This window comes from Rhodococcus sp. BH4 (assembly GCF_002079265.1).
GTDB classification, from domain to species: Bacteria; Actinomycetota; Actinomycetes; order Mycobacteriales; family Mycobacteriaceae; genus Rhodococcus_F; species Rhodococcus_F qingshengii.
Genome location: NZ_CP014941.1, coordinates 3,352,133 through 3,364,357 on the forward strand (window position 1 = coordinate 3,352,133; position 12,225 = coordinate 3,364,357).

A 12,225-nucleotide genomic window follows, 5' to 3' on the forward strand; every position below is an offset into this window, starting at 1 on the left:
GCCTTAGTTGCCTGCGAACGCTTCGATCGGCGGGCAGGAGCAGACCAGGTTGCGGTCGCCATGTGCACCGTCGATACGACGCACGGACGGCCACACCTTCGGGCGGGCCTTGCCACGCGGGAAGACGGCGATCTCACGCGAGTACGGGTGATCCCACTGCGCTGCAATGCTTCCGGCAGTGTGGGGAGCACCGCGTAGCGGGTTGTCCTCGACCGTCCACTCGCCCGCTCCGACGCGATCGATTTCGCCGCGAATGGCGATCATCGCCTCGCAGAACTCGTCGATCTCTTCGAGGTTCTCGCTCTCGGTGGGCTCGACCATCAGTGTGCCGACCACGGGGAAGCTCATGGTCGGAGCATGGAAACCGTAGTCGGCCAGACGCTTTGCCACGTCGTCGACGGTGACGCCGGTGTCCTTGGTCAACCCACGGAGGTCGAGGATGCACTCGTGCGCGACCATGCCGTTCTCGCCGGTGTAGAGAACCGGGAAGTACTCGTCGAGTCGACGCGCGATGTAGTTGGCCGACGCGATGGCGGTCAGGCTGGCGCGGCGCAGGCCCGCAGCACCCATCATCCGGATGTAGGTCCAGGTGATGGGCAGAATGGACGCACTGCCGTACGGCGCCGCCGAGATCGTTCCTCTACCACCGAGTTCGGGGGCCATCGGGTGTCCGGGCAAAAACGGCGTCAAGTGTGAGCGCACACCGATCGGGCCGACGCCAGGTCCGCCGCCGCCGTGCGGGATGCAGAAGGTCTTGTGCAGATTCAGGTGGCTGACGTCGCCGCCGAATCGGCCCGGACGGGCAAGGCCGACAAGCGCATTGAGGTTGGCGCCGTCGACGTACACCTGGCCACCGGCGTCGTGTACCGCTGCGCAGATGTCGGAGATCTCGTGCTCGTAGACACCGTGTGTTGAAGGGTAGGTGATCATGATCGCGGCGAGACGCTCGGCGTGATCGGCGATCTTCGCGCGCAGATCGTCGACGTCGACGTCACCGTTGGGACGGCAGGCGACAACCTCGACGCGCATCCCGGCCATGACGGCAGAAGCCGCGTTGGTGCCGTGAGCACTCGACGGAATGAGGCAGGTGTCGCGGTGGTCGTCGCCCCGGCTGAGGTGGTAGTTGCGGATCGCGAGCAGGCCCGCGTATTCCCCCTGGCTGCCGGCGTTGGGTTGCAGGCTGACGTTGTCGTAGCCGGTGACCGCGACCAGCCAGTCTTCGAGATCCTTGATGATCTTCAGCAGACCGGGCGCATCCGATGTCGGCGCGAACGGATGGATCGCGTTGAACGCGGGCCAGGTGATGGATTCCATCTCGGCGGTCGCATTGAGCTTCATGGTGCACGAACCCAGCGGGATCATGCTGCGATCGAGGGCGATGTCCTTGTCGGACAGCGCGCGCAGGTAGCGAAGCATTGCCGTTTCCGTACGGTAACGGGTGAAGGCTTCGTGCTGCAGGTAGTCGGAGGTGCGCTCCTGAGCAGCCGGAACCGAATTGCCCTCGGCTTCGATGGCGACAACAGCATCCTCGATCCCGAACGCGTCGAGCACGGCAAGGACGTGGTCGGCGGTCGTGGCCTCGTCGCAGGAGATACCGACATGATCGGCGTCGACCAGACGCAGGTTGATCCCGGATTCCTTGGCCGCAGCGACGATGTCGGCCGCCTTGCCCGGAACCTGAGCGAGCACGGTGTCGAAGAACGAATCGTGGACTACGGTCACGCCGCCTTCGCGCAGGCCGTTTGCCAACGCGTGTGCGCGGGCAGCGACGCGCAACGCAATCGCCTTGAGTCCCTCGGCGCCGTGGTAGCTCGCGTACATCGCAGCGAGGATGGCGAGGAGCACCTGAGCGGTACAGATGTTGGACGTCGCCTTCTCGCGGCGAATGTGCTGCTCACGTGTCTGCAGCGCCAGGCGGTACGCCTTGTCTCCGTCGGCGTCGATGGAGACGCCGACCAAGCGGCCGGGCAGCTGACGCGCATGCTTGGAGTGCACGGCCAGGTAACCGGCGTGCGGTCCGCCGTATCCCATGGGAACACCGAAACGCTGGGTGGTTCCGAAGCACGCATCCGCGCCGAGCTCACCGGGTGAGGTGATGAGCGTCATCGCGAGGAGGTCTGCGCCGACGGCAACCAGTGCGCCGCGCTCGTGAGCTTCCGCGATGATCGAGGTGTAATCGACGACTCGTCCCGAGGCACCTGGGATCTGGGCGATGACGCCGAAGAAGTCACCTTCCGGAAGACCAGCGGTGAGGTCCGCAGAGACGATCTCGATGCCGAGCGGCTCGGCGCGAGTCTCGATGACGGCGAGGGTCTGCGGGTAGAGATCGGCGTCGACGACAAATCGTGGGGACTTGCTGCGGTTCGCGCGGCGCAGGAGCGTCATGGCTTCGGCAGCGGCGGTGGCCTCGTCGAGCATCGACGAGTTTGCCAGTTCCATGCCGGAGAGATCGGCGACCATGGTCTGGAAGTTGAGGAGGGCTTCGAGACGGCCCTGGCTGATCTCCGGCTGATACGGGGTGTACGCGGTGTACCAGGCCGGGTTCTCGATGATGTTGCGCAACAACACCGGCGGCGTCAACGTGTCGAAGTAGCCGAGGCCGATCATCGACGTCGCGACGGTGTTCTGGGCTGCGAGTGCAGTCAGTTCGGCAAGTGCCTCGTGCTCTCCGACCGGAAGCGGCAGAGCGTCGAGTCCGGCAGCGATGCCGTTCGGGGCAGCGTCGAGGATGACGGAGGGAACGGCCTTGGTTGCCAGTTCGTCGAGTGAATCGACCCCGACGAGTTCGAGGATGCGCGCGAGTTCCGCGGCGTTCGGACCGACATGGCGGTCGGCAAATATACGGCTTGCAGCGTCGATCACGACAACTCCCAGACAGATCGGAGGATCAGGACACACACCGAACTGCGGTGTGTTCCTCCCCCTCTGTCGCATGCTCGATTCCCGAGCGCCTGAGAGATTCGGTAGTGATCCGCCGAAGGCGGAAGCCACAGCCTTTCCCCGTCGGCGGGTGGGTTGTCCCACCGCTTTCCAGAGGCGTCGGAGCCCGTACGGTCCTTGGTGCCTGAGAGATTGACGGGGAGGTATTGCTCCTTCGGCGCCCTGATCCCGCTCACGACTGACCTTTGAGACAAAGACTGAAACAAAGACAAGTTCGGTGAATCGGTATCCGAGGCTCTCCCGTACGCCGGCGACGCAGGCCCAGTCTAGTTGACCGAAACGCCGACCTGCACCGTGGCATCCTCCAAAGAGATGTGACGTACGTTATCCGGTTTTGCGGCTGGCGCGATTCTTGCGTCGCGAAGCCAACTCGTCTTCCGGGTTGGGATCACTTTCGCCGCCGTCGGCCCGTTCGGCGGGGAAGTCGGCGATCGTTCCGGTGAGTTCACGCATCGCGCCACTGACTGCGATGCCGAATACGCCCTGCCCACCCTGGAGGAGGTCGACGACCTCTTCGGGGGACGTGCATTCGTACACGGTGGTGCCGTCGGAGAACAGAGTGATGTTGGCAAGATCGCGGACGCCACGCTTACGGAGGTGATCGACGGCAACGCGGATGTTCTGCAGTGAGATGCCGGTATCGAGCAGACGCTTCACGATCTTCAGAACGAGAATGTCCTTGAAGGAGTACAGACGTTGGCTTCCGGATCCGGCAGCGCCACGGATCGACGGAACAACCAACGACGTCCGTGCCCAGTAGTCGAGTTGGCGGTACGTGATCCCGGCGATCTGGCACGCACTGGGTACTCGATATCCGACGAGGTCGTCGGGGATGGAATCGTCCGGGAACAAGCCCGGCTGCAGCTCTTCGGAAGACATTTCTGCAGTCGCGGCACTACCGGCTATGCCCGTCCCGCGCTCATTCGACTGTTCTTCCACTGCCGTCTCCCTCTCGCTTCGCCATCATGTAACCAACCTGTGCTATCAGCAGTCACGAGAATCCCGTGCCGACCGAACTTTCAGATGTGAATCCAAGGCAGGTAATTCCATGAGTGGACTTACCCAGAGTACGCCTCGATCGACAAGGCGAGAAGATCTCCACCGCACGCAACGGTAAGTCCAGGAGGGTGCATGGTCAACGCAACACGCCGACCGAGACTCAACCTCTACTTGAGAGTTGAAGACTAAAGTCCGCAACCAGTCAATTCAGGCTAACCATCAGTGGCTTTGAAATCGTCCGGCGAGATGGTGTCGAGGAATTCCTTGAACTTCTCGACCTCGTCTTCGCGCTCGTCGGGAATGACCAGACCGGCCTCGGCGAGAACAGCCTCCGACGCGAAGATCGGAACGCCGATGCGCAGGGCCAATGCAATCGAGTCCGACGGACGTGCCGAGACAGTGGTCTGCTCGTCGAAGACGAGATCCGCGTAGAAAGTGCCCTCTTGCAGGTCCACGATCCGAACTTCCTTGAGGCTCCGACCGAAAGATTCGATCAAGATCTTGATCAGGTCGTGAGTCAGCGGCCGCGCCGGCTCGACTCCCTGTTGTTCGAGAACAATCGCGGTAGCTTCGGTTTGCCCGATCCAGATCGGCAGGTACCGATCGCCGTCGGACTCTCGCAGCAACAGGACCGGCTGATTCTGAGGCTGCTCGACACGAACTCCGATCACACGCATTTCGCCCATCGAGCTTGCCTCCAACCTGACGTGATCCAGCCGACCGACTCCGATGCGGTCGTACTGAAATTCTATTCGAGTGTGCCCCGCTGATCGAGGAACTCAGCGATCGAGACTTCCCCGAACTGCCGATTTGACCAGACACGTGTGCAAAGTCAGTGACAGAGCTGCCAGCTCCCGCACCATTTCCTCGGCACGATCACGTGCTCCGGCGTCACGACCCTTGGCAACCGGTCCGGCGATCTGAGTCACCAGTCCCGCTTCGCGATCAGCAGCCAACTTGAACGCGCGCAGATGGCGAACCTCCAAGCCGTACTCGGACATCGCCTTAGCGGTGCGCGCCAACGTCACGGCATCCTCGTCGAAGAAGCCCGCCGCGCCGGGAACGACCAAACCGGTGCGGATCAGATCGGTCAGAAACCGATCGTCGATGTCAGCGCGCGCGAGAAGATCCTGACGACCGACTCGAACTTCGCGATCGACCCGGAACGCCTCGGGTGAGACATCGCCCGTAGCGATCGACAGGACGCGAGCACGACGAGGCGCAGGAACTTCTGCACTCACCGTCGCTGCGCCACTGTCGATCGCTTCGAGTTGTTCTTTGATCACTTTGAGCGGCAGGTACTGATCGCGTTGAGCGGTCAGCACGAAGCGAAGACGCTCGCAGTCCTCGACAGAGAATCTGCGGTATCCCGACGGTGTCCGTTGCGGGCTGATCAAGCCCTCGGACTCGAGGAAACGGATCTTCGAAATCGTCACGTCGGGAAAATCTGGACGCAACCGATCCAGCACGGAACCAATCGACATTCCGGGCTGGCTCTGCTGCCGCACTGCCGTCATTAGCTACCCGCACCTGCTGACGACTCGCCGACCTGCGAACCGCCGGCACGAGGGCCGGTGAGGAACACCAGACGGAACTTGCCGATCTGAACCTCGTCACCATTCGCGAGAACTGCCGAATCGACAGGCTCACGGTTGACGTAGGTGCCGTTGAGGCTTCCGACGTCGACGACGTGGAAATCTGCATCTTCCTGACGGAACTCGGCGTGACGACGGCTGACGGTCACGTCGTCCAGGAAGATGTCGCTGTCCGGGTGCCGACCTGCCGACGTCGTCGGCTGATCGAGCAAGAAGCGGGATCCTGCATTCGGTCCCCGCTTGACCACCAGAAGTGCGGCTCCGGCGGGAAGGCCTTCCACACCCGAAACCGGCTGCTCGGCGGCCGGTGCTGCAGAGGAGGTGTTGTCGAGCTCATTGAGGAAGTCCGCGCGGAAAACCGAAGTGGTCTCCGCCGGCGACTCCCCATAGCCCGCGTCGTTACCGTTCTCGCTCACTGTTTCTCCTCCTGGGTCAATCATCCAGATCATGAATCACTGGACTACGCAGTGCACTTTCTTCACGAGCATCTTTCACAGTCACGTTCGATACGGCCCTGCGCCCCGACTCGGCACATGCGTACCTAACGACCGTACCCTGCGCAGACCGCCGTGTGCAGCGAGACAGGCCGCGACACAACACGAGTTGGCCGGTCCACGCGCAGGTTTTCTACTCGGACGTGAGTCCCTTGTATGCCTCCGCGTCCAGAGTTGCCGCGAGTGCGGCGTCGAGTGTGGCCTCGTCGGCAACCTCGAGTTCGACCAACCAACCCGTGTCGTACGGGTCGGTGTTGACGAGGTCGGGCTGTCCGTCCAATTCACCGTTCGCTGCAAGAACTTTCGCAGTGAACGGAGCAAAGATGTCGGAGACGCTCTTGGTCGACTCGACCTCACCGAGCGATTCACCGGCGGTCACGTCTTCGTCGACAGCGGGAAGCTGGACGAACACGACGTCACCGAGCTGCGACTGAGCAAAGTCGGTGATACCGACTCGAACTGAGGTCGGGCCGGTTCGCTTCACCCACTCGTGCTCCGCGGTGTAGCGCAGATCGGTAGGTGTATCGAGCTCACTCACAGTGGCTTCCTTTCACAGGCCGTCCGAAAGTCGGACGCAAAAAGATCAATTTCCGGGTTGAGCGTATTGGCGCGGATTCAATTGTCGCAAGACGGAGATCGTGACCTGCTGCGATTGCTCGACGGACGACGTTCCGCCATTGCGTGCGACATTGTCGAAGACGCCTCCGGGAATGTTCAACGCTGCCGCCAATGTCGGCGGATCTCCGATCGCGGTCACAGTGTACGGCTGCTCGATCCGGGTTCCATCCAATTCGATCTCGCCGCCACGCCCACTCACCCACGAGTTCACGCCGATACGAATGGGTTCGCCGTTCGCACCTGCGATCGAGATGGCTTCGGCACCGGCAGCACGCAGTTCCTGGATGAGATCGAGAATCACTTCCGATCCGACGCCGCCCGCCGGATCTGTCAGGGTCATCGTCACACCCGGTCCAGTGGCCGGAGCGGTCCCCACTTGAATGGAGAGTGAGGTCAGCCGCGCCCGCGCCTCGTCCAGCGCTGCTCCCGTGTTGCCACCGGCTTCCAAAGTGGCAAGCGATTCCTGAAGATTCGCGACTTCCTGCCTCAGCGCGGCTTCGCGCCGATTCAAATTGTCGAGAACCACCAGGAGGTCGGCAGGGCGCGCGGCGTCGAGTGAATCTCCGGCCACTGTGCTGCGTACCTGTGTGGCAATCGCAACGCCGAGCACGCCCAACAGCACAGCAGCGAGGATTGCGAAGACGACGTTGGTGCGGTGTTTGGACGGTGAACGCAACTCGTGACGACCTTCACCCGCAGTGGTGACGGGAGGTTCTTCTTCCGGTTCGGTCGTGGAATGTTCCGCCATGACTCACGCTCCGAACAGTCGGCGTCGCAATGCCGCTGCGTTGCCGAAGATCCGGATACCCAACACGACGACGATCGCCGTCGAGAGTTGAGTACCGACACCCAACTGATCACCGAGCCAGACGATCAACGACGCGACGAGCACGTTGAAGACGAAGGAAACCACGAACACCTTCGCGTCGAAGATTTCGTCCAGATACGCGCGTAGTCCACCGAAGACGGCGTCGAGCGCCGCAACGACAGCGATCGGAAGATAGGGCTGGATCACGTCGGGCACCTGCGGGCTGAAAACTACGCCCAGGACGATGCCGACGACCAGTGCTGCGAGTCCGTACAGGGCGGAACCGGCCTTCATCGAACTCCTTCTGTCACTTGGGTTCTGTTGGTTCTGTTGCCACTCGGACGGCGCGAGGCGCCGCAGGCGGCAGAGTCAACGAATCGTCTTCGGCCACCGCGAAACCGACTCCGTACAGTTGCGAGACGCTAGACATTCTCACGTAGGCGTCGCTGACGACGAATTTCCGCTGCAGTGCTCGCGTGTCTCCGATCGCCTCGACGAGGTACGGGGAGAAAACAGGTTGGTTGTCGACGAGCATCGCGCCGCCCGCCTGACGAATGGTCACCGTCGGCCCGATTCGCACGCCGCCGACGGCGATCGCCTCCGCTCCCCCAGCCCACAGGGCGTTTACGACGGTCTGCAGATCGCGATCGAGGACAACTGTCTTACCGCCGACACTCCGTTGCGACGCATCCGAGAGGTTCGGGCGTCCGGCCGGGTCGGTCAACGTCACAACCAGTCCCTCCCCGTGAACAGCTTCGGCTCCTGCGCCGGATTCGACCGCTCGCAGTTGGTCGAGGACGGCGCTGCCGCGTGCATCGCCTTCGAGCGCCACGCCGCGCGCGGCGTCGACGGCTCCGCCGAGTGAATCGCGGGACGCGGCCAGCGAATCGATTCGATCCTCCGCATCACGGACCTTCGCCACCAACTCGCTTCGAACCTCTTCGGTGCCGGTCACCTGCTTCGTCGCCTGAACAGCCGAGACCGTGACGATGAACCCGATCAACAGTGCGCCGAGGGCCAGCCACGGCCCCGTCTTCGAGGATCTGTTCTTGGTGTGCTCGTGCTGGCGTTCGAATGCAGTTGCCTCGTAGCCCGGGTCGAGATGTTCGGTCATGAGTGACCGAAGCAGCGACGGTACCGGGTTACGACGGACGTCCTCCCCGGTCGACTTCATCGGGGCACGACCTCGTGGGTTCGCGCAACGTCAACGGCCTTGAGCACGTAGATCGCGGCAGTCCACACGTACAGGACGGTTCCCCAGATCAGGAAAGCGAAACCGAAGGCATGGGTGAACGGTCCGATGGCCCAGTCTCCGTGCCCGGCAAGAATCAACGGCAGAGCGAACATCAGTAGGAAGGTCGCAGCCTTGCCGAGATAAACCACCTCGGGCGGTGGCAGGCCACGCCTGCGGTAGATCGGCAGCGTCAACGCAAGCAGAAGATCACGGCCGATGAGTATCGCTGCGACCCACCAGGGAATGAAATCGCGGGCGACGAAGGTGACCAGTGTCGTCACGACGTACAGACGATCGACCAACGGGTCGAGAAGCGCTCCCAGACGCGAGGTCTGTCCGAGCACTCTGGCCAGCTTGCCGTCGAGCCAGTCGGTGAACCCGCTGAGCATCAGCAGCGCCAATGCCCAGCCGTCCGAGTGCGTGACGAGCAGCAGGTAGGCGAACAGCGGAAGGGCGAGTAGACGCACGATACTGAGCACGTTGGGAACAGTGAGAATCCGATCCGTGGGGATCGGTTCTTGTTCGCCAGAGTTCACTGCACACACCTCGCGTCGTTCGATTGCCGTGCGGCCAGCTTTCCACAGCACGACGGACTATTCGCCGAGGCGCCGTAGCCTGAACTGTCCCGAGCGTGTCGAGCTGCCCCTATCTCCAGGCGAACACCGGCTGCTCGAGCTTGTCGATGCGCGTGTGCCGTCCGTTCAGCACTTCGCGGAACTGATAGATGACGGCTCCGGTCGGCGCATGGATCAGGCTCGTTCGGAACGGCCATTGGATCACCGGGTTCGGTGACTCCTCGATGGTGACGAAGCGCGAGTCCACGTCGAGCTCCTCCGAAGTGACGGCATACACCTGGGCCACCTCGTCGGGATTGGGTACCAGTCCCCCGATGTCCTCGCCCGACCACATGACGAACGGCCGGATCACGAATCCCGAACGAGTGACGTAGTCGTCGAGCCGGCCGATGATCTTCGACTCGGGAACGTCGACACCCAGCTCCTCGGAAAGTTCCCGAACCGCTGCCTGTTCGGACGACTCGCCCGGGTCGACGCTTCCGCCCGGCAACGCGAATTGACCGGGGTGGGCGCGCATCTTGCTCGGCCGCTTCGTCACCGGGAACACTGGTGTTCCGTCCGCAGTCCGCATGACGACGATGACCACCGACGCCGAGCGCCTTCCGTCCAATTCGACCGACCGAGGTTCGAAAGCGGCAAGTGAGGCGACCACGTGGTCCCGATTCAGTAAATCTCCGTTCACCATGGCTCGACAGTAGCGCCACGAGACTGAGACCCTCAGCCAGTCTGGTCCATTTTGGCCGCTTCGCCTGATTATCGGTCTGTATTCCTGTCATGCTGAACAGGCAGAATCCACCGTGCGGCATGGCGAGAAGAGAACCTCGATGGCTGAGCAGTCCCAGACCCCCACCCCGCAGACCGACCAGAGCGCGCCGGGCGCGTCGAATCGGGCCTCCCGCTTCGCCTCCGACACGCTGAGCGTCCTGCGGCGTGTGCCGTTCACCGCGAGCGTCGTGCTCACCATCACCGTCGTCGGGATCGCGACCGGCGCCCTGTGGAATCACGTCCGTACCTACTCGTGGTTCGACGACATCGCCTACGGAGTTCCTGCCTTGCAGGAAGGCAAGTGGTGGACTCTCGTCACGGGGTGGTTCTTCGGATTGACGCCGGGTCAGTATGTTTCGATCATCGTCGTTTTTGCCTTGGCGGTCGGCTGGTGCGAATGGCGCCTGGGAACCAAGAACGCGGCCATCGTCACGATCAGCGGTCAGTTGGCGGGCGAACTCGGTGCATCGCTCCTCCTCTGGGCGGGCAGCCACACCGACTGGGATTGGGCTCGCAACCTCGCCACCCACCGCGACGTCGGCGTGACCACTGCAATCATCGCCGCTCTCGCCGCGACCACGGCAACACTCCGCTCGCCCTGGCGAATGCGAGTGCGCGCCATTCTGTGCGCGTACATTGCGATCGCGTTCCTCTTCGAAGGCCGCCTCGCCGACGTGCAGCACCTCATCGCGGTCGCGATATTCCTGCCGGTGGGCGAGAAGTTCTTCGGCGACGGAGAGCGCGGGTTCATCCCCCGAACGCGACGCGAGATCCGCCTGCTCGGATTCATCGGCCTGCTCCTGATCGGCGTGGTCGAGATCGCCGTCTGGCTGTTCCCCGGAAGCGGACCGTTCGGGCCGACGGAAGCCGAAACCGGTTCGGGCTGGACGGCATTGATCGACGTGGTCATCGTTGCCCTGATCGCGGACCAGTTGCGACGAGGTCGCCGCTGGGCCTGGTGGGTTGCCGTGGTGTTCGGTTCACTGACGGTTTTGGCCACCGCCCTCGTCCTCGTCTCGGTCATCTTCTTCGACTACGAGAGCGCCGGCGCCGTCACGGTCGGTACCGCGCTGCTCTGGCTTCTCGAACTCATCTTGTTGATCAAGGGCCGCCACGCTTTTCACGTACCGATGCGGCGCAAGATTCGAGGCGGGCCGTTGTCCGGGAACGATCCGCGCGCCGCCGCTCGGGAACTGCTCAAACGACACGGCGGCGGAACCATGTCGTGGATGACGACGTGGGACGGCAACAGTTACTACTTCGGCGAGTCGGGTGAGAGCGTCGTTGCATTCCAACGGCATGTCGGTGTCGTCGTGGTCCTGGCGGATCCGATAGCGAGCCCCGACCGACTTGCCGCAGCGGTCGACGAATTCACGACGATGTCCGAAGCCAATGGCCTCACTCCCTGCTTGTTCTCCGTGGGGAAGGAGACAGCCGATGCCGCCGCCCGGCGTGGCTGGCGCACCGTTCAGGTCGCCGAAGACACGATCGTCGACCTACCAGAACTGCAGTTCACCGGTAAATCCTGGCAGGACATCCGCTCGGCGCTCAACAAGGCCAAGAAGGACGACATCACCTTCCGGATGACAACATTGGCCGACGAGCCGTTCTCCGTATTGGCTCAGGTGCGCGCCATCTCCGAGGAATGGGTGGGCGACAAGGGGCTACCCGAGATGGGGTTCACCCTCGGAAGCGTCGAGGAGGCGCTCGACCGCGACGTCCGGGTCGGCTTGGCCGTCGACCCGACCGGAAGCATTCACGGCGTCACCTCGTGGTTGCCGGTGTACGGCGAAGGCGGCGTGGTTCAGGGTTGGACACTCGACGTCATGCGTCGACGTCCTGACGGGTTCCGTCCGGTGGTCGAGTTCCTCATCGCATCGTCGGCCCTCGAGTTCAAAGAACAAGGTGCCCAATTCGTCTCACTGTCCGGAGCACCGCTCGCACGCAGCGACGACGGCGCCGACGCCGCATCGATGGACCGCCTGCTCGACATGCTCGGAGCCGCGATGGAACCGCTCTACGGCTTCCGGTCTCTTCACGCGTTCAAGAAGAAGTTCAAGCCGAGGTACGAACCCGTTTTCCTGTGTTTCCGCGACGAGGCCGACCTGCCTCGGATCGGAATCGCACTGACGCGTGCCTACCTGCCCGACGCAACGGCTCCTCAGCTGATCAAGCTCGCCACCAGCAAGAGTTGACG

Annotated in this window: 12 protein-coding genes and 1 riboswitch; of the genes, 1 reads left to right on the plus strand and 11 read right to left on the minus strand. The window is 62.9% G+C overall.

Annotated features, from left to right (window positions below):
- Positions 1–3 precede the first annotated feature (3 nt).
- From gcvP to A0W34_RS15545, 11 genes are all read right to left on the minus strand, one after another.
- On the minus strand, positions 4–2,862 hold the full coding sequence (gcvP, locus tag A0W34_RS15495; protein ID WP_081557907.1) for an aminomethyl-transferring glycine dehydrogenase: 2,859 nt from the start codon (positions 2,860–2,862) through the stop codon (positions 4–6).
- A 53-nt stretch (positions 2,863–2,915) separates the two neighbouring features.
- Positions 2,916–3,044: riboswitch (glycine riboswitch) on the minus strand.
- A gap of 220 nt (positions 3,045–3,264) precedes the next feature.
- Positions 3,265–3,819: a MerR family transcriptional regulator gene (locus A0W34_RS15500; protein WP_021344354.1), complete on the minus strand. Its 555-nt coding sequence runs from the start codon at positions 3,817–3,819 to the stop codon at positions 3,265–3,267.
- 332 nt (positions 3,820–4,151) lie between these two features.
- The gene (locus A0W34_RS15505) at positions 4,152–4,625 is read right to left on the minus strand and encodes a bifunctional nuclease family protein (RefSeq protein ID WP_003946194.1); all 474 of its coding nucleotides are present in this window, start codon (positions 4,623–4,625) and stop codon (positions 4,152–4,154) included.
- Between the two features lie 93 nt (positions 4,626–4,718).
- The gene (ftsR, locus tag A0W34_RS15510) at positions 4,719–5,456 is read right to left on the minus strand and encodes a transcriptional regulator FtsR (protein ID WP_003946161.1); all 738 of its coding nucleotides are present in this window, start codon (positions 5,454–5,456) and stop codon (positions 4,719–4,721) included.
- Positions 5,456–5,950 carry a glycogen accumulation regulator GarA gene (gene garA / locus A0W34_RS15515; protein WP_003946166.1) on the minus strand — a complete coding sequence of 165 codons (495 nt, stop codon included), beginning with the start codon at positions 5,948–5,950 and terminating at the stop codon, positions 5,456–5,458. Before garA ends, ftsR begins: the two co-directional genes overlap by 1 nt.
- A 211-nt stretch (positions 5,951–6,161) precedes the next feature.
- On the minus strand, positions 6,162–6,566 hold the full coding sequence (gcvH, locus tag A0W34_RS15520) for a glycine cleavage system protein GcvH (protein WP_003946160.1): 405 nt from the start codon (positions 6,564–6,566) through the stop codon (positions 6,162–6,164).
- Positions 6,567–6,611: 45 nt separating this feature from the next.
- Positions 6,612–7,394, minus strand: coding sequence for a DUF881 domain-containing protein (locus A0W34_RS15525; RefSeq protein WP_007731994.1), 783 nt, complete (start codon positions 7,392–7,394; stop codon positions 6,612–6,614).
- A gap of 3 nt (positions 7,395–7,397) precedes the next feature.
- Positions 7,398–7,748, minus strand: coding sequence for a small basic family protein (locus tag A0W34_RS15530; protein WP_003946178.1), 351 nt, complete (start codon positions 7,746–7,748; stop codon positions 7,398–7,400).
- A 13-nt stretch (positions 7,749–7,761) separates the two neighbouring features.
- On the minus strand, positions 7,762–8,628 hold the full coding sequence (locus tag A0W34_RS15535; RefSeq protein ID WP_003946177.1) for a DUF881 domain-containing protein: 867 nt from the start codon (positions 8,626–8,628) through the stop codon (positions 7,762–7,764).
- Positions 8,625–9,224: a CDP-alcohol phosphatidyltransferase family protein gene (locus tag A0W34_RS15540; protein WP_030537518.1), complete on the minus strand. Its 600-nt coding sequence runs from the start codon at positions 9,222–9,224 to the stop codon at positions 8,625–8,627. Before A0W34_RS15540 ends, A0W34_RS15535 begins: the two co-directional genes overlap by 4 nt.
- Positions 9,225–9,333: 109 nt before the next feature.
- Positions 9,334–9,948 carry an NUDIX hydrolase gene (locus A0W34_RS15545; protein ID WP_003946186.1) on the minus strand — a complete coding sequence of 205 codons (615 nt, stop codon included), beginning with the start codon at positions 9,946–9,948 and terminating at the stop codon, positions 9,334–9,336.
- Positions 9,949–10,087: 139 nt separating this feature from the next.
- On the opposite strand from A0W34_RS15545, the gene A0W34_RS15550 reads away from it, so the two are divergent.
- Positions 10,088–12,223, plus strand: coding sequence for a bifunctional lysylphosphatidylglycerol flippase/synthetase MprF (locus A0W34_RS15550; RefSeq protein WP_081557908.1), 2,136 nt, complete (start codon positions 10,088–10,090; stop codon positions 12,221–12,223).
- Positions 12,224–12,225: the final 2 nt, after the last annotated feature.

What these genes read in the sequence shown, in the direction of transcription:
- A0W34_RS15530 (WP_003946178.1), bottom strand. Translation starts at nt 7,748, where the DNA reads ATGAAGGCCGGTTCCGCCCTGTACGGACTCGCAGCACTGGTCGTCGGC.
- A0W34_RS15535 (WP_003946177.1), bottom strand. Translation starts at nt 8,628, where the DNA reads ATGAAGTCGACCGGGGAGGACGTCCGTCGTAACCCGGTACCGTCGCTG.
- ftsR (WP_003946161.1), bottom strand. Translation starts at nt 5,456, where the DNA reads ATGACGGCAGTGCGGCAGCAGAGCCAGCCCGGAATGTCGATTGGTTCC.
- A0W34_RS15505 (WP_003946194.1), bottom strand. Translation starts at nt 4,625, where the DNA reads ATGGGCGAAATGCGTGTGATCGGAGTTCGTGTCGAGCAGCCTCAGAAT.
- A0W34_RS15550 (WP_081557908.1), top strand. Translation starts at nt 10,088, where the DNA reads ATGGCTGAGCAGTCCCAGACCCCCACCCCGCAGACCGACCAGAGCGCG.
- A0W34_RS15545 (WP_003946186.1), bottom strand. Translation starts at nt 9,948, where the DNA reads ATGGTGAACGGAGATTTACTGAATCGGGACCACGTGGTCGCCTCACTT.
- A0W34_RS15500 (WP_021344354.1), bottom strand. Translation starts at nt 3,819, where the DNA reads ATGTCTTCCGAAGAGCTGCAGCCGGGCTTGTTCCCGGACGATTCCATC.
- A0W34_RS15525 (WP_007731994.1), bottom strand. Translation starts at nt 7,394, where the DNA reads ATGGCGGAACATTCCACGACCGAACCGGAAGAAGAACCTCCCGTCACC.